13 protein-coding genes are annotated in these 17,307 nt (G+C 73.2%); 11 read left to right on the top strand and 2 right to left on the bottom strand.

Annotated features, from left to right (window positions below; genetic code table 11):
• The first annotated feature begins 56 nt into the window (after positions 1 to 56).
• The 9 genes from AB0H75_RS28250 (at position 57) to AB0H75_RS28210 (ending at position 13,670) form a co-directional block, all read left to right on the top strand.
• Positions 57 to 1,721, top strand: coding sequence for a DUF885 domain-containing protein (locus AB0H75_RS28250; RefSeq protein WP_367801218.1), 1,665 nt, complete (start codon positions 57 to 59; stop codon positions 1,719 to 1,721).
• Between the two features lie 520 nt (positions 1,722 to 2,241).
• The gene (locus AB0H75_RS28245; RefSeq protein ID WP_367801216.1) at positions 2,242 to 3,747 is read left to right on the top strand and encodes an NAD(P)/FAD-dependent oxidoreductase; all 1,506 of its coding nucleotides are present in this window, start codon (positions 2,242 to 2,244) and stop codon (positions 3,745 to 3,747) included.
• A 2-nt stretch (positions 3,748 to 3,749) separates the two neighbouring features.
• The gene (locus AB0H75_RS28240; RefSeq protein ID WP_367801214.1) at positions 3,750 to 4,025 is read left to right on the top strand and encodes a phosphopantetheine-binding protein; all 276 of its coding nucleotides are present in this window, start codon (positions 3,750 to 3,752) and stop codon (positions 4,023 to 4,025) included.
• 6 nt (positions 4,026 to 4,031) lie between these two features.
• Complete coding sequence (locus AB0H75_RS28235) at positions 4,032 to 8,006, top strand: amino acid adenylation domain-containing protein (protein WP_367801212.1); 3,975 nt, start codon at positions 4,032 to 4,034, stop codon at positions 8,004 to 8,006.
• Positions 7,996 to 8,196: an MbtH family protein gene (locus AB0H75_RS28230; RefSeq protein ID WP_367801210.1), complete on the top strand. Its 201-nt coding sequence runs from the start codon at positions 7,996 to 7,998 to the stop codon at positions 8,194 to 8,196. The genes AB0H75_RS28235 and AB0H75_RS28230 overlap by 11 nt, the downstream gene beginning before the upstream one ends.
• Positions 8,197 to 8,198: 2 nt before the next feature.
• A complete protein-coding gene (locus tag AB0H75_RS28225; protein ID WP_367801208.1) occupies positions 8,199 to 9,719 on the top strand; it encodes an amino acid adenylation domain-containing protein in 1,521 nt (506 codons plus the stop codon).
• 11 nt (positions 9,720 to 9,730) lie between these two features.
• Complete coding sequence (locus AB0H75_RS28220; RefSeq protein ID WP_367801206.1) at positions 9,731 to 10,999, top strand: ATP-grasp domain-containing protein; 1,269 nt, start codon at positions 9,731 to 9,733, stop codon at positions 10,997 to 10,999.
• Positions 10,996 to 12,228 carry an MFS transporter gene (locus AB0H75_RS28215; RefSeq protein WP_367801204.1) on the top strand — a complete coding sequence of 411 codons (1,233 nt, stop codon included), beginning with the start codon at positions 10,996 to 10,998 and terminating at the stop codon, positions 12,226 to 12,228. Before AB0H75_RS28220 ends, AB0H75_RS28215 begins: the two co-directional genes overlap by 4 nt.
• 200 nt (positions 12,229 to 12,428) lie before the next feature.
• Positions 12,429 to 13,670 carry an alpha/beta hydrolase family protein gene (locus AB0H75_RS28210; RefSeq protein ID WP_367801202.1) on the top strand — a complete coding sequence of 414 codons (1,242 nt, stop codon included), beginning with the start codon at positions 12,429 to 12,431 and terminating at the stop codon, positions 13,668 to 13,670.
• A gap of 6 nt (positions 13,671 to 13,676) precedes the next feature.
• Here AB0H75_RS28210 and AB0H75_RS28205 read toward each other — a convergent pair whose 3' ends face one another.
• Together AB0H75_RS28205 and uppS are read right to left on the bottom strand one after the other, a co-directional pair.
• Positions 13,677 to 15,122, bottom strand: a complete 1,446-nt coding sequence (locus AB0H75_RS28205; protein WP_367801200.1) for an oxygenase MpaB family protein — start codon at positions 15,120 to 15,122, stop codon at positions 13,677 to 13,679.
• On the bottom strand, positions 15,119 to 15,841 hold the full coding sequence (gene uppS / locus AB0H75_RS28200) for a polyprenyl diphosphate synthase (protein ID WP_367801198.1): 723 nt from the start codon (positions 15,839 to 15,841) through the stop codon (positions 15,119 to 15,121). The genes AB0H75_RS28205 and uppS overlap by 4 nt, the downstream gene beginning before the upstream one ends.
• 131 nt (positions 15,842 to 15,972) lie before the next feature.
• Between uppS and AB0H75_RS28195 the strand changes: the two genes are divergently transcribed.
• On the top strand, positions 15,973 to 16,542 hold the full coding sequence (locus AB0H75_RS28195; protein WP_367801196.1) for an RICIN domain-containing protein: 570 nt from the start codon (positions 15,973 to 15,975) through the stop codon (positions 16,540 to 16,542).
• Between the two features lie 477 nt (positions 16,543 to 17,019).
• Positions 17,020 to 17,226, top strand: a complete 207-nt coding sequence (locus AB0H75_RS28190; protein ID WP_367801195.1) for a cold-shock protein — start codon at positions 17,020 to 17,022, stop codon at positions 17,224 to 17,226.
• The last annotated feature ends 81 nt before the right edge of the window (positions 17,227 to 17,307 follow it).

The following is a 17,307-nucleotide window of genomic DNA, read 5'->3' as shown; positions in this document are numbered from 1 at the left end:
CCTCGCCCGGAACGGAGGGCGGATGTGAGAACGATCTCTTGAGTAGGGTGCGGGGCATGAGCCGTCCAGGAGTGCACGCCATTTGCGACGCATATGTTGACGACTACGCGAGGCTCAATCCCATCGCGGCCTCCGAACAGGGCATCGGCGGTCACGACGACGCGCTTCCCGACCTGTCGCCCGACGGGCACCGCGCGCGGGCCGAGCTGGCCAGGAGGGCGCTGGCCGACATCTCCGCCGCGCGGGCGGCCGACGAGAGCGAGCGGGTCGCGCGGGCGGTGTTCGCCGAGCGGGTCGGGCTGCAGGTGGAGCTGCACGAGGCCGGGCTGCCGGAGGCGGAGCTCAACGTGATCGCCAGCCCGGTGCAGAGCATCCGGTGGGTGTTCGACCTCATGGCCACGGAGACCGCCGAGGACTGGGCGCGCATCGCCAGGCGGCTGCGCGCGGTGCCGGCCGCGCTCGGCGGGTACCGGCAGGCGTTGCGGGCCGCGGCCGGGCGGGGGCGCGTGGCCGCCGTACGGCAGGTGCGCGAGGTCGTCGCCCAGTGCGAGGCGTGGTCGGCGCCCGGCGGGTTCTTCGCCGCCCTGCCCGGGTCCGCCCGGGTGGACGAGGCGCTGCGGGCCGAGCTCGAAGCGGCGGCCCGGGCGGCGGCCGGCGCCTACGCCGAGCTGGGGGCGTTCCTGCGGGACGAGCTGGCGCCCCGGGCGGCGGCCGGGGACGCGGTCGGCGAGGAGCTGTACGCGCTGTGGTCGCGCACGTTCCTCGGCGCCAGGCTGGACCTGCGCGAGGTGTACGCGTGGGGCTGGGAGGAGTTCCGGCGCGTCGAGGAGGAGATGACCGAAATTTCGGGCCGAATCCGGCCAGGAGCCGGCCCCGCCGAGGCCGCGGCGGCACTGGACGCCGACCCGCGCCATCTCGTCCGCGGGCAGGACGGCTTCCAGGCGTGGATGCGCGAGCTGTCCGGGCGGGCGCTGGCCGACCTGCGCGGCCGGCACTTCGACATCCCCGACGAGCTGATGCGGCTGGACTGCCGGATCGCGCCGCCCGGCGGCGGGTCGGGGGCCTACTACACCAATCCCGCCGAGGACTTCAGCAGGCCGGGGACGATGTGGTGGTCGCTGCCGGAGGGAAAGGAGGAGTTCTCGACCTGGCGGGAGGCCAGCACCGTCTACCACGAGGGCGTGCCCGGCCATCACCTGCAGATCGGCACGGCGGTGGCGACGCCCGGGCTCAACCGGTTCCAGCGGCTGGCGTGCTTCGTGGACGGCCACGGCGAGGGATGGGCGCTCTACGCCGAGCGGCTGATGCGCGAGTTCGGTTATCTCGACGACGCCACTTCGCTGGGGATGCTGAACAAGAGTCTTTTCCGGGCGGCCAGAGTGGTCCTTGACATCGGCCTGCATCTCAGGTTGGGGATTCCGGACGGCTCCGGGTTCCACGAGGGGGAGCGGTGGACGCCCGAGCTGGGGATCGAGTTCCTGAGCACCAGGACGCTGACGGACCCGGCACGGGCGGCCGACGAGGTGAACCGGTATCTCGGCTGGCCGGGGCAGGCGGCCTCGTACAAGGTCGGCGAGAAACTCTGGCTGGAGCTGCGCGAGGAGGCCAGGGCGCGGCAGGGGGCGGCGTTCGACCTGAAGGACTTCCACACCCGCGCGCTCCGCAGCGGGCCCGCGGGGCTCGACACCATGCGGGACCTGATGGCCGGCTCCGGTCTCTGACGCCTCGCGCCCCCGGGACCGCCCCGGGACCGCCCCGGGACCGCCCGCGGCGTGGCCCCGCTCCGGGCTTGACAGACGTTCCGGGCTGCGCTTTTAAGTTTTGGTCATGAGTTTATTCGATTTCTATTCACCACCCCGGAATGGCGGCTGTTAGGTGGCGGCCGAAATAGAAGCTTGCGTGTTCCGACGGCGCGTGCTTAGAGTGTGACCTGTTCCTACAAAGTCCATCTAAGGCCATTCGCTGTTTCGCCGGGGTGATGCGCGGGCGGGTGGCCGATCTGGGGGGAATGGAGATCGGACGAACGTAGATACCACGAGCTCTCGCACTGCGCCGTCCATCGGTCGCGCGGTTTTCTGACGCTGCCCTGAGTTGGCCGGTCCGCGGCGAGTTCTCCGTGGCCTCTTCAGGCTGCCCTGAAAGCGCGGAAATCCTCGTGCCGCGCCAGGGATCTGTGCCGTCCAAAAAAATCCCGGTGAATCCGTAGTTCCGTCATGCCTATTCCCTGAAAGGGTTCCTTAAATGGCGAACGAGCACGCGAATGGTGTAGCACTGCCCGCCCGGGCCGACATCGTCATCGTCGGCAACGGGGCCCTCGGCCTCTTCCTCGCCGATGAGCTGGCCGAGCGCGGCGCCGGGTCCGTCGTCGTGGTGGGCCCGCGCGACCGCGAGGCCGGCGCGAGCCAGGCCGCCGGGGCCATGCTCGGCTGCTTCGGCGAGACCACCTCGGAGTCCCTGCGGACCGAGGCCTCGCGCAAGCGGTTCGAGCTGGGCGTCACCGCCCACGACCGCTGGCCGGGCGTGATCGAGCGGCTGGAGCCGTACTCGACGACCGGCTCGCCGCTGCTCGTGACCCCCGAGAGCCACGTGGTGCTCAACTCCATCGGCGCCGAGCTGGACACGGTCAACTTCCACGCCATGATCAAGGCGCTGGACGAGTACGGCAAGCCGTGGGCGGAGATCGACCCCCACGACATCCCCGCCTTCCGGCCCCGCCCGGACACCCGCGCCCTGCGTGCCGTCCACCTGCCGGCGGAGGGCGCCGTGGACGCGCGCGGCGTGCTGGGCGCGCTGGAGAACCGGCTGCGCGCCACCGACACCGTCCTGGTGGACCAGACGGTGCGCACGCTGGTCAGGAACAACGGCGAGGTGACCGGCGTCGAGCTGGACAACGGCCACTTCATCGAGGCGGGCTCCGTGGTCGTCGCGGCAGGCGCCCGCAGCGAGGCGCTGGTGAAGACGGCGATCGCCGACCTCGACATGGTGCCGATGTTCCCCGGCCTCGGCTTCGCGATGCTGGCCAGGCGGACCGGCGGGGAGAAGTTCCGCAGCGTGGTGCGCACGCCCAACCGGGGCTTCGCCTGCGGCCTGCACGTCGTCCCCGGGCCCGGTGACCTGGAGTACTACGGCGCCACCAACCGCTTGGTGGACAAGGTCTCCAGCGTGACGTGGATGGCCGACGTGCGCTTCCTGGCCCAGTACTCGATGCAGCAGCTCGACGAGCGGGTCGCCTCGCACGAGGTCGTCAGGTGGCTGGCCGGCAACCGCCCGGTCACGCTCGACGGCTTCCCGCTGATCGGCTGGCTGCCGGTGTCCGGCCTCTACCTGATGACCGGCACCTACCGGGACGGCTTCCACTGCGCGCCGCTGCTGGCCGAGCACGTCGCCAACGAGTTGCAGGGCAAGGAGGGCACGATCGACCCGATGTTCAAGCCGACCCGGGCGCCGATCGCGACCAGGACGGTCGAGTGGTCGATCAACGAGTACGTCGAGCACAACCTCGCCGCCTGGTTCGAGCCGGGCGCGGAGGCGGCGCCGCAGATGACCACGGCCCAGATCGCCGACTACTACCGCAACATGGCCGTGAAGTTCTACGAGACGCTGGGCCTCGACTACGGCCTCGGCCCCGACATCCTCTGGTACGCGCAGGGCAGCCTGCTCGGCGCGCGCCGGGTCGCCCGCTACTTCAACAGTCTGACCTCGCGGAACGGCTCGCAGCCGGTGGGCGCGGGCGCGAAGGAGGCGTGATCATGACCATCTCTCAGGACTCCGTGGTGGAGACGGTACGGCGCCTGGTGGACAAGCAGCTCAACCTGTCCGCCCACGGCTTCGACTTCGGCCCCGACGACGACCTGTGGTCGCTGGGCATGACCTCGCTGTCGTGCATGGGCCTCATGCTCGCCATCGAGGACACCTTCCAGATCGAGCTGCCGGAGGAGGCGCTGCAGGAGGCCACCTTCCGCTCGGTCAGCACGATCACCGCGGCCATCGACGCCGCGCAGGCCGGGTCCGGGACGAAGGCGTAAGGGCAGATGCCGAGGTTCGAGCCACGACCGACGAATCCGTTCCCACTGCGGCACGACCCCGCGGCCCGCGTCTTCCCGCTGTCGGCGGGGCAGGAGCGGCTGTGGTGGTTGCGCCAGCTCGATTCGTCGCACGACCAGTACCACATCACCGGAGGCTGGCGGTTTCCCCCGGGGCTCGAACCCTCGGCGCTGGCCACCGCCCTGGCCGGGCTGACGCGGCGCCACCACGTCCTGCGCACCGGTTTCGTCCTGTTACCGGACGGGACCACCGCGCAGGAGGTCGTGGACGAGGTGGAGGTGCCCGTCCTGTGGGCGGGCCGCGCGTGGCGGGCGGCCGTCGAGCGGGCCGCGTCCGAGCCGTTCGACCTGTCGCGGCCGCCCCTGCTGCGGGCGGTCGTGGCCGAGCTGGAGGACGGGCCGGCGCTCTTCGTCGCGATGCACCACATCGTCACCGACCGGTGGTCGATGGACGTGTTCGCCCGCGACCTGTTCGAGCTGTACGGCGCCGCGACGGCGGGCCGGGCGCCGGACCTGCCCGAGCTGGCGGTCCAGTACGGCGACTTCGCCCGCTGGCAGCGCGCCCTGCTGGACTCCGGCCGGCTCCGGCCGCAACTGGAGTACTGGAAAGGCGCGCTGGCCGGCCACGAGCGCCTGGAGCTGCCCACCGACAGGCCGCGCACGAGCACGAGCACGAGCACGAGCGACGGCGGCGGCGACGGCGCGGGCGCGAGCGTCGTCGTGGAGCTGTCGGAGCGGGACACCGCCGCGATGACCGCCGTCGGCTGGCGGGCCAGGGCGAGCCAGGGCGTGGTGGTGACCGCCGCGCTGGCGGCCACGCTGAGCGCGTTCAGCGGGCAGGACGACGTCGTCATGGGCGCCGTCGTCTCCGACCGGCCGCGGCTCGAGCTCCAGGACCTGATCGGGTTCTTCATCAACACCGTGGTGCTCAGGGCCGACCTGTCCGGCGACGGGCTGACCTTCCGCGACGTGGTGGTACGCACCCGCGACGCGTGGATGGCGGCCGACGCCCACCAGGACGTGCCGTTCGAGCAGATCGTGGGGGCGGTGCGGGCGGGAACCGAGGACGGGCGGAACCCGATCTTCGACGTCGTCGTCAACCACGCGGGGGACCGTACCGCGCTGGCGGAGGCCGAGGGGGCGCCGGAGTGGTGGTACCCGGAGCTGCCGGTCACCGCCCGGTTCGACCTGTCGCTCACCACCCAGGTGATCGACGGGCGGCTGCGGGCCACGTTCGTGTACCGGCCCGCGTTGTTCGACGAGCGGACGGTGGCCGCGCTGGCCGAGCGGTACGTCAGGCTGCTCGGCCAGGGGGCCGCGGACCCGGGCAGGCCGCTGCGCGAGCTGGACCTGGCCGGGGAGGCCGCGGTTCCGGCGCGGGCCGCCGATCCGGCGCCGGAGGCCACGGTGGTGGAGCTGGTCCAGGCGCAGGCCGCGCTCCGTCCCGGGGCGGAGGCCGTGGTCGGGGCCGGGGGCGCGCTCTCGTACGGCGAGCTGAACGAGCGGGCGAACCGGCTCGCGCGCCGCCTGGCCGCCCGCGGGGTGGGCCGGGAGAGCGTGGTGGCCGTCTGCCTGGAGACCACGGTCGAGCGGTTCGTGGTCCTCCTGGCAGTCGCCAAGTGTGGTGCCGCCTATTTTCCGATTGATCCAGATTTTCCGCCTGACAGGTTACGTTTCATGCTCGCGGACGCCGGCGCGGCCCTCACGATCGCCGACCCGGCCCTGCGCGACCGCCTGCCGCGGGACGCGACACCGCTGCTGGTGCCCGGCGAGCCCGACCCGCCCGGCAGCCCGCACCCGTCCGGCACCCCGCACCCGTCCGGCAGCCCGCACCCGTCCGGCAGCCCGCACCCGCCCGGCGAGCCGGGCCCGCAGGAATGCGGCGACCCGCCCCTGGCGGCGCGGCCGGACGACCTGGCCTACCTGATCTCGACGTCCGGCTCCACCGGGACGCCGAAGGCCGTCGCCGTCCCGCACCGGGCGCTGAGCAGGCTCGTCGCCGGCGCGCCCGCGTACATGGACGTGGGGCCGGGCACCACGTTCATGCAGGCGGGGCCGCTGACCTTCGACGTGTCGGTGCTGGAGTGGGCGCCGCTGTGCCACGGCGGACGGGTGGTGGTGACCGGCACCGGCGCGCTCCTGGAGGACCTGGGCGCCGTCGTCCGCGAGCACGGCGTGACCACGCTCAAGCTGGTCTCGCCGCAGCTCGACCTGCTCGTCGAGCGGGACCTCGGCGCGCTGGCCGGGCTGCGCCGGCTCATCGTGGGCGGCGACGTGGTCAACCCCAGGAGCTTCAGGACCGCCCGCGAGCGGCTGCCGGGCTGCCGGGTCACGGCCTCGTACGGGCCCACCGAGTCCACCGTGCTGGCCACCGTCTTCGACGGCGTGCCGGGCGAGGGCCGGGTGCCCATCGGCGCGGCCATCCCGTACACCCGCGCCTATCTCCTGGACCGCGACCTCAACCCCGCCCCGCCCGGCATGCGCGGCGAGATCTACCTGGCCGGGGACGGGCTGGCCCGCGGCTACCACGGGCGCCCCGGGCTGACCGCGCAGGCGTTCCTGCCCGACCCCTACGGGCCGCCGGGCACGCGCATGTACCGCACCGGCGACGTCGGCCGCCTCCTGCCCGGCGGCGTGATCGACTTCCTGGGCCGCGCCGACCGCCAGGTGAAGATCCGCGGCTACCGCATCGAGACCAGCGAGATCGAGCACGTCCTGCTCCGCCAACCGGCCGTCACCGGGGCGGTCGTGCTCCGCGTCGAGCTGCCGACCGGGCCGGCCCTGGCCGCGTACGTCACGGCGGGCGGGCCGGTGGACGAGGCGGAGCTGCGGGCCGCCCTGCACGCGGCCCTGCACGCGGCGCTGCCCGCGTACATGGTGCCCGGCCACCTCGTCGTGGTCGAGAGCTTCCCGCTGACGGCCAACAACAAGGTGGACCGGGCCGCCCTGCCGCCGGTCACCGCGGCGCCGCGGGCCGAGCCGTCCGGGGCGCTGCCCGCGACCGGCCTGGAGGCCCGGATCGCGGAGACCTGGTCGGCGGTGCTGGGCGCCGAGCTGCCGGTCACGGCGGACTTCTTCGACCACGGCGGCCACTCCCTGCTGGTGCCCAGGGCGACCGCGGCGGTCCGGCACCTGCTCGGCCGCGAGGTCCCGCTCCGCCTCATGACGCGGCACCGCACCCCCGCCGGGTACGCCGCCGCCCTGCTGGCCGAGAGCCTGCCCGCCCTCGCCGCCGGCTCCCGCCTGGAGCGGCGGAGCTGGCACAGCCGCACCCTGGGCGGCGAGCGGCGGGTGGACCTGTACCTGTCGGAGGGGGCGGGCGCGGACGGGGCGGGCGCGACGGAGCCGGGCGCGGTCGGGAACGTGCTGGTGGTCCTGGACGGCTCGGAGTTCGCCGACATCATGCGGCTCCCGGCCGTCGTGGACCGGCTCGTCCACGAGGGCGGGATCGGCCCCACCGCCGCGGTCCTCCTCAGCCCGGCCGGCTGGTCGGCCCGGCGGGCGGAGCTGCTGGCGGACACGTACCCGGACCTGCTCGCCGACGAGCTGGTCCCGTACCTGTGGGACTGGCTGGGGCCGCGGTCGCGGCCGGGCAGGGCCACGGTGGTCGGGTCGAGCCTCGGCGCGGTGGCGGCCGTCCGCGCCGCGCTGTCCCGCCCGGACCGCTTCGCCGGCGCGGTCGCCCTGTCGGGACCGCTGAGCGAGCACCGGCTCGGCCCGGACGGCGCCGCCCCGTCCCGGCTGTTCCTGTACGCCAGCCGCGAGGAGGCCGACATCGTGCTCGACGACGGCCTCAACCTGGTCGAGGCGGTGAAGCGCACCGGGGAGGAGCTGGCCGCCCGCGGTCACGCGGTGCGGTGCGCGTACGGGGACGGCGGTCACACCTACGCCGCCTGGGAGGCGGTGCTTCCCGAAGCCCTCTCATGGGCGTTGAGAAAGGACAGGACGAGCGATGTCGGATGACGGCGAGTTCCACGTCGTGATCAACCACGAGGAGCAGTACGCGATCTGGCCGGTCGGCCTGGACGTGCCGGCGGGCTGGCGCGCCGTGGGCCCCGCGGGGCCGAAGGAGCGCTGCCTGGCCTCCATCGACGCGACCTGGACCGACCTGCGGCCGCTGAGCCTGCGGCGGCACGTCCACGAGGAGAGGTGACGGTGGCACCCCCTCCCGTCCAGCGCGTCGATCCCGCCGCCCGCACGGTGTGCGACCTGTTCGTCCGGCAGACGCTGACCCGGCCCGAGGCCACCGCGATCAGGACCGCCGACCGGTCGTGGACCTACGCCGAGCTCGGCCAGGCCACCGCCCGGCTGGCCGCCCGGCTCGGGCGGCGCGGCGTGCGGCCGGGGGCCGTCGTCGGGGTGGTCGCCCCGCGCGGCCCGCAGGCGCTCATCGGCTTCCTCGCCGTCATGCGCGCCGGCGCGGCGGTCCTGCCGGTGGACCCCGCCGACCCGCCGCAGCGCATCCGGGAGATCCTCGGCGACGCCGGCTGCGAGCAGGTGCTCGCCGCCGCTCCCGCGGACTGGCTGCCGGACGCCCAGCTCGTCGGCGACCCCACGCTGGACGACGAGCCGGTCGGGCCGCTGCCGGTGCCGCATCCGCTCGACCTGGCGTACGCGATCACCACCTCCGGCTCGACCGGCCGGCCCAAGGCCGTGGGCGTGCCGCACCGGGCGCTCCTCAACCTGATGGCGGCCTCGATCGAGGAGCTGGACCTGATCAGGCCGGACGACGTGATGTTGTGGTCGCTGGCCCCCACCGTGGACAGCACGATGCACGACGTGCTGATGCCGCTGTGCGTCGGCGGCACCGTCGCCGTCCCCGACGGCGGCGAGCTGCCCGCGAACCGGATGGTGCGCGCCGTGCGGACGCTGGGCGCGACCGTGCTGGAGATCCCGTCCGCCGTGCTCGGGCCGTACCACCGGGTCCTGCTGCCGCGGCTGGCCGAGGCCGGGGTGCGGGCGGTGATCACCGGCGGCTCCCAGCTCGACGCCCCCGGGCTCGGCGAGATGATGGACCGCGTCGTCGTGTTCAACGGCTACGGGCCCACCGAGACCACGGTCGCGCCGCTGTGGCACCGGTGCGACCGCGACACGCCGCCCTGGGTGCCGATCGGCCGGCCGCACCGGGGCGTGCGGGTGTACGTCCTCGACGAGAAACTCGCTCCCGTCCCCGACGGCGCGGAGGGCCAGCTCTACGTGGGCGGCGCCGGGGTGGCCAGGGGGTACCTCGGGCTGCCCGGCCGTACGGCGTCGGTGTTCCTGCCCGACCCGTTCGCCGGCACCCCAGGCGAGCGCATGTACGCCACCGGCGACCGGGTGCGCCGCGCCCCCGACGGCACCTACGTCTTCGTCGGCCGCATCGACGACCAGGTCAAGCTCAACGGCTACCGCGTCGAGATCGGCGAGGTGGAGCACGCGCTCAAGGAGCTCCCCGGGGTGCTCGACGCGGCGGCGCTGCTGCGCGAGGACGCACCGGGCGGCGCGGCCCTCGTGGCGTTCCTGGTGGGCGACGGGCACGACGGCGAGGAGGTCGCCGAGCGGCTCAGAGATCGCTTGCCCAACCACATGGTCCCGCGTTTCTATGTGTGGTTGGAGCGCCTTCCCCTGAATCGTCCAGGAAAAATCGATCGCCGGGCGCTCGCGAAGGTCCCGTTCGTGAACGCACCGGCCACCTGAGGAGAGCGATCATGTCACGTGAGGTCACGCATGCCCCGTCGCAGCGTACGGGACGCCCGCGGATAGCCGTGATCGGTGGCAAGCCCAAGCTCCTGCGCAAGGCCCACGAGCTCGGCATGAGCGTCGTCTACGTCCAGCAGCCCAACCAGTACGACCGGGGCCACTGGCCCTACGTGGACCAGGCGCTGCTCATGGACTACACCGACACCGATCGGCTGCTGCCGCTGATGTGGGCCGTCCACCAGGCCCAGCCGCTCGACGGCGTGTTGTCGCTGTACGAGCTCGGTGTCCGGCCCGCCGCGCAGGTGGACGAGCTGCTGGGGCTGAACTGCTACTCCCTGGAGACGGTGGACCTGCTGCTGGACAAGTGGGAGATGCGCCGGCGCCTCAACGCGCTGGGCGTCAGCCCGGTCGCCTCCGCGATCGGCGAGAACGAGCGGGACCTGCGCGCGTTCGCCGAGGCCCACGGCCTGCCGGTCTTCGTGAAGCCGATCCGCGAGGCCGGCAGCATCGGCGTGTTCGCCGTCCGCGACGAGGCCGACCTGGCCGGCGTCCCGCGCCGCTTCCGCGAGCTCGCGGCCACCTTCCCCAAGGAGGACCTGGCCGGCCCCCTCGACCAGTTCCTCATGGAGGAGTTCCTGGACGGGCCCGAGATCAGCGTCGAGACGCTGAGCTTCGACGGCCACCACGTCGTCGTCGGCGTCACCGACAAGGTGCTGGGCGGCCCCGGGTTCGTGGAGGTCGCGCACTCCTCGCCGAGTCGGCTCCCCGAGGCGGTGCTGTGCGAGGTCGGGGAGCTGGTCGGGCGCGTGCTCGACGCGGTCGGCCTGCGGCACGGCCCCGGCCACACCGAGGTCAAGCTCACCAGCCGCGGCCCGCGGGTCGTCGAGTCCCACGCCCGCATCGGGGGCGACCGCATCAACGAGCTCACCGAGATCGCCTACGGCGTGGACATGGACCGGTACGCGCTGGGCTCGCGGTTCGGCCTGCTGGAGCCGCTGCGCGAGTCGCCGCGGCCGCGGGCCGGCGCCGCGATCCGGTTCCTCACCCCGCCGCCGGGCAGGGTCGTGCGGATCACCGGCGCCGACGAGATCAGGGACGACCCCGCGCTGGTCGAGCTGGACATCTCCGTCGAGCCCGGCGACGAGGTGCCGCCGCTCACCTGGAGCGAGGAGCGCGTGGCGCACGTCCTGGCGCGCGGCGACACGGCCGAGGAGGCCGCCGCCAACGCCGAACGGCTGGCGGCGGCGGTCCGCATCCACACCGAGGCGGCTTCGTGAGCGTGGCCCAGGGGAACGAGCCGCGCTTCCGGGACACCGTGCGGCGGCTGCCGCCGATGGTGTGGATCGTCAGCTTCGGCATCCTGGTGGTGCGGGTCGGCAACTTCCTGCCGGTCTTCATGGTCCTCTACCTGACCGACCGGGGCATCGCCCCGGTCGCCGCCGGCCTGGTGCTCGGCGCGGCGGGGCTGGGCAACGTGCTCGGCAACGCGGTCGGCGGCTACCTGGCCGACCGGATCGGGCGGCGCTGGACCATCGTGGTGTCGATGGTCACGACGGCGGTGCCGACGGCGCTCATCCCGCTGTTCGACGAGCTGGCCGTGCTCGTCGCGCTGGCGTTCCTGGCCGGCGCGGCCTCCCAGATCTACCGTCCCGCCGCCGCGGCGCTGCTGGTGGACGCCACCTCGACCGACCGGCAGCGGCTGGCCGCGTTCGCGGTGCACCGGTTCGCGATGAACATCGGCGCCGCGGCCGGCGGCGTGCTCGGCGGGTTCCTCGCCACGGTCTCGTACATGGCGCTGTTCCTCGGCAACGCGATCGCCTGCCTGCTGCTCGCGCTGATCGCGGCCGTCATGGTGCGGGACGTGGCCCCCGCCAGGGCGGGGGAGGACACGGGAGAAGGCACGGAGGACGCCGCGGTGCCGCAGCCGAGCTACCGCCAGGCGCTCGCCGACCGCCGCCTGCGGCGGTTCCTGGTCATGACGCTGATCGCCGAGTTCGTCTACATCCAGTCCACGGTCGGCCTGCCGCTGCACACCGACGCGCACGGGATGTCCCCGGCCGACTTCGGCCTGCTCATGGGGCTCAACGGCGTGCTGGTCCTGGCGCTCGAACTCCCGATCACCGGCCTGGTCTCCAACCGGCCACCCGGGCCCGTGCTCGGCCTCGGCAACGTCCTGACCGGCGTCGGGCTGGCCATGACCGGCCTGTTCGCCGACATGGGCTGGCTGGCGGCCACCGTGGTCCTGTGGACGCTGGGGGAGATGTTGTACGCCTCCATGGCCAGCGCCTACCTGGGCGGCCTGGCCCCGCCGGACATGGGCGGCCGCTACCAGGGCCTGTACGGGGCCGCCATCACGGCGGGCACCGGCGTCGGCCCGATCATCGGCGGCGCGGTGTACGCGCTCAACGAGTGGGCGCTGTGGGGCGTGTGCGCCGTCGGCGGCGTCGTGTCCGGGTGGCTCTGCCTGCCGGCCAGGAAGGCGAAGGTCGCGCCGGCCCCGGCGTGAGCCCCCGAGGCCCCGGGGCCGGGCTCCGGGAGGCCCCAGGGCCGGGCTCCGGGAGGCCCACGGAGCCGGCCCCGGGCCGGGGCCCGGGGCCGGCCCGCGCAGCCGTCCTCCGGCTCACGCGTCGCTGGTTCACGTGCCGCTGGTTCACGTGCCGCTGGTTTATGCACCGCGTCTATATTCTCGGAGTATAGTCACTCGGCATGAGTCAGATGTTCGACCGCCCGGCCCCGGCCGGCCCCCGTGAACCACGCGAGACCCGGCGGCGAGGCCGGTCGGCCGCGATCGCCGGGCTCGTCACCGTCCTGGCGGCCACCGGCCTCGGCCAGGCGGGCCCCGCCTCCGCCACCCCCACCCCGGCTCCCCGCGCCGCCGTCAAGCCGTACCTGCCCGCGCCCACCGGCCCGCATCCGGTCGGCACCACGTCCCTGTACCTCAAGGACACCTCGCGCCCCGACCCCTGGGTCCCCAGCGCCGAGGCCCGCGAGCTGATGGTCTCGCTGTGGTATCCGGCCAAGGCGCCGGGCCGCCACCGGGCCCGGTACATGACCCCCAAGGAGTCCGAGCTGCTGCTCAAGGACGGGAACATCACCAGCATCCCGGCCGACACACTCAGCAAGGTGCGCACCAACGCCTTCACCGACGCCCGCCCCGCCGGAGCCCCGCACAGCCTGCCCCTCGTCGTGCTCTCCCCCGGGCACAGCAAGCCCAGGTCCGAGCTCACGGGCCTGGCCGAGGAGCTGGCCAGCCAGGGGTACGTGGTGGCCGCCATCGACCACACCTACGAGAACGTCGCCCAGACCTTCCCCGACGGGCGGGTCACGACCTGCGTCACGTGCGAGATGAAGAAGGACCCGTCCGTCTGGCAGAAGCTGGAGAAGGGCCGGGCCGCCGACGTCTCCTTCGTGCTCGACGAGCTGACCGGCGCGCACCCCAAGTGGAAGGGCGCGCGGCTGATCGACCCGTCCAGGATCGCCATGTCCGGCCAGTCCGCCGGCGGGGCGAGCGCGCTCGCGGCCCTGGCGGCCGACTCCCGGCTGAAGGCCGGCATCGACGTGGACGGCACCGTCGAGACCCCGCTGCCCGAGGCCGGGCTGTCCCGGCCGTTCCTGCTGCTGGGCAAGCCCGCCACGTACACGCCGGGCAAGCCCCCCGCCGCCAGCTGGGAGGGCGTCTGGGCGGGGCTGCACGGCTGGAAGCGCTGGCTGCTGGTGACCGGGACCGTGCACATGTCCTTCACCGACCTCGGCGTGCTGGCCGACCAGGTCGGCATCGAGGACGGCGCCGAACTGCCCGGCGCCCGCGCCCTGGCCATCACCCGCAGGTACGTCACGGCCTTCTTCGACCTGCACCTGCGGGGGAAGCCGCAGCCCCTGCTGGACAAGCCCTCGGAGCGCTACCCGGAGGTCACGTTCTGCGCCCCGGAGACGAAGACCTGCGCGTAGGGCCGGTCACCCGCCGGTGAGGAGCGCGGTGTAGGCGTTCGAGTGCTGCTGGCCGGACATGAAGGAGACGAACTGCCTGACGAAGGCGCCGCGCGAGTAGCCGCCGCCGTCGCCGCCGGCCCCGCCGCCGCTGCCGTTGCCGGTCAGGTCGCGGTGGAAGGCCGTGCGGAACAGGTCGTGGTATTCCTCGGCGTCGATCCGCTCGTCGTCGTCGACGTCGGTGACGTCGAACAGCACGTCCGCGATCTTGATGAGCCCGGTGCTGGGCATGCGGGTGGCCGCGGCGGCGTACTCGTGGCGGGTGACGCGGCCGTCGCCGTCGCCGTCGAGGGCGTTCTGCAGCTCGCGCCACCAGGCGGCGTACGCCTGGAACAGCCGCTCCTCCTCCTGCTCGCCCAGGTCGAGCCGGGTGGCGATCTCCCTGGCCACGGCGGCGAGGTCGGGCCAGCGCAGGTAGCCGTCGCCGGTCTGGTCGAGGACCTCGGCGAAGAACCGGTCGGCCGACCGGACCGCCTGAGGCTCCTCGGCGGCGGCGGGGGTGAGCAGGCGGACCAGGGCCGCGGCCTTGCCGGCCCGGCGGCGGACGGCCTCCCACGGGCCCGTGCCCTCGTGGGACGGGTCGAGCAGGCCCATGAAGAACTCCACCCGCGTCCAGCTCTGCGGGAGGTAGCGGGTGGCGAGGGCGGCGCTCAGGTAGGCGGTCTGCATGAGCGTCCTGGCGCCCGGCAGGTCGGGCAGGGCGACGCGCCGGCTGAAGGACTCGGGGAGCGAGGCGATGGTGATCGCGGTGGCCAGCGGTCCCGCCACGGCCCGGCCCGCGGTCCACACCGCGGGGTGGCCGCGCAGCAGCGGAGGCGCGGGCACGGTGGCGAAGAGCCGGTAGAGGATGACGCTCACGGCCTCGTTGTTCTCCAGGTGGTGCTCGACGATGTCGTCGTAGTAGGGCCAGAACTCCTGCAGCGTCGCGGGGAGGTGGTCGCTGGTGCCGTCGATGAGGGCCAGGACCGCGCGGTGCTCGTCGTAGAGCCGCCGCATCGTCTCGGCGTCGAGCGTGTCGCCGCTCAGCCGGCACATCGTCACCGTCGACTCGAACAGGGTCGCCATCACCCAGGCGCGCGCCTCGTGGTCGGTGGCGTCGTAGGGGCGGCCCTGGGCGTCGGCGCCGGAGATGCGGGCGTGGAGGCGGTTGAGCCGGGCCGCCTCGCGCTCGCGTACGCGCGGGTCGGGGTCGAGGAGCCGCCGCGAGCTCATCGTGGTGTTGCGCAGGCGCCGCCACGGGTGCGTGAGGAACGTGGAGTTCTCCATCAGCGCGGCGCCGATCTGCGGGTGGGCGGCCTCCAGCAGGGTGGCCCGGGTCACGGCGAGCCCCCAGCGCGCCTCGCCGACCAGGCGGCGCAGGATGGAGCCGGGGCCGAGGACGTCGATGCTCGCCTGCGAGGTGGTCTGGCTCATCGAAGGCTCTCTCCTGTCATGGTGGCGGGACGTACGTCGCCGAAGCGGCGCTGGCGGCGGAGGTAGGAGTCGAGGCATTCCCCGAAGTGGGGGGCGCGGAAGTCGGGCCAGAGCACCTGGGGGAAGACCCATTCGGCGTAGGCCACCTGCCAGAGCATGAAGTTGGAGATGCGCTGCTCGCCGGAGGTGCGGATGACCAGGTCCACGTCGGGGGTGTCGGGGTAGGGCAGGTGCGCGGCGAAGCTGGCCTCGGTGACCTGGTCGGCCGGTGTCGCGGAGCGGATCAGCGACCGCGCGGCCTCCACGATGTCGCGGCGCCCGCCGTGGTCGAAGGCGACGGTCAGCGTCATGCGCCTGTTGTCGCGGGTGAGCGTCATCAGGTCGGTGATGTCCTGGACCAGCGGCGCCGGGATGCGCGGATCGCTCATGCCGAGGAACCTGCAGCGGATGCCCCGCGTGTGCAGCACCGGCGCGTGCCTGCGGATGGCGCGGCGGACGAGCCGCATGAGGACGTCGACCTCGCCGGCCGGCCGCCGCCAGTTCTCCGTGGAGAAGGCGTACAGGCTCAGCCAGGTGACCCCGGAGGAGCGGGCCGCCTCGATGACGTCCATCACGGCGGCCTCGGCGGCCTCGTGACCCGCGGTGCGCGGCAGGGACCGCTGCGCGGCCCAGCGGCCGTTGCCGTCCATCACACAGGCCACATGACGCGGCACGACCATGACCACCCCAATGGCTGAGAGTGACTACGCCAATACTTTAGGTGTTCTAGGCGGATTGCGGCAGCCCCCCGGCGCGATTGAGTACGGCTTACTCAGGTCACGCCGGTCCCGCGTCCCGCACGCTGTGTCGCATGAAGTCACGTACTCCTCACGCGGTCACCGTCCGGACGGCAGTCGTCGTCGCCTCCCTCCTCGCCGCCGGGGCGGCCGCCGTCCCTCCCGCCTCGGCCTCCACCCCGGCCTCCGCGCGCGCCGTCTGGGCCGCGTCGAACGTCCAGCTCGTGAACTGGCAGACCGGCAAGTGCCTGACCATCGCCGGCGGCGTCAGCACCGACAACAACGTCCACGCGGTCCAGTACACCTGCGACAGCCACCCCTCCCGCCGCTGGGACATCTGGGGCTACTCCAGCGCGAACCTCCAGGTCAGGAACCGCCAGACGGGCAAGTGCCTGACCATCGCCGGCGGCGTGAGCACCGAGAACAACGTCGTCGCCCTGCAGTACACCTGCGACAGCCACCCCTCGCGCTACTGGGCGCTCGGCAACCGCGCCGGCCAGTACGTCGAGTTCCGCAACGTGCAGACCGGCAAGTGCCTGACCATCGCCGGCGGCGTCAGCACCGAGAACAACGTCGAAGCCGTCCAGTACACCTGCGACGGTCACCCCTCGCGCTACTGGGAGATCCGCGACTACTACGGCTGATCCCCGCACCTCCGGCCCGCCCTCAGGGGACGCCGGCCCGCCCCCGTGCGGCCGGCGTCCCCGATCACGCGCGGGACAGCGCGTCGAACTCCCGCCGCAGGCCGAGCCTGTCCGTTGTCGTTTCCGCACGGCTGGGACGGTAACGGGCCGTGTCGTCCCCATGCCGGCACGGCCGCCGGATCGGCGGTCATCGGTCGATGATCGGCCGAAGGGAGAGGTGGCGGGCCGGCGAACACCTGATAGGGAACGGCCGGCCGCGAGCGAGGGGGTTCGGCGTGGTTCTGGCGCGGCGCGCCGGAGGCTGTGGTAGCCTCGTAGGCGTTGCAGTTGCTGTTACCCATTATGACTTTGTGCGTCTGGCAGAGTTTGGTGCCAGGCGCGTTTTTGTTCCCGGTCATCTCCGGATGGGCTCATCGCGCGACATGGCGATCCGCACGGTGCGGATCGCGTCCCGGTACATCTCTGAAGGAGATCGTCATGGCTTCCGGAACCGTGAAGTGGTTCAACTCCGAAAAGGGCTTCGGCTTCATCGAGCAGGACGGCGGCGGCGCCGACGTCTTCGCGCACTTCTCCAACATCGTCGCCAACGGCGGCTACCGTGAGCTGCACGAGGGCCAGAAGGTGTCCTTCGACATCGTCCAGGGCCAGAAGGGCCCGCAGGCGGAGAACATCGTCGCCGCCTGACCCTGCGCATGGCACGGCCCTGAGTTCTTACGGGCCGGAACGGGCCGGCCGGGTGCGAGCACGCACCCGGCCGGCCCGTTC

The organism is Nonomuraea sp. NPDC050783 (assembly GCF_040802095.1).
Taxonomy (GTDB): Bacteria; Actinomycetota; Actinomycetes; order Streptosporangiales; family Streptosporangiaceae; genus Nonomuraea.
This window is presented reverse-complemented; position numbering and strand designations above follow the sequence as displayed.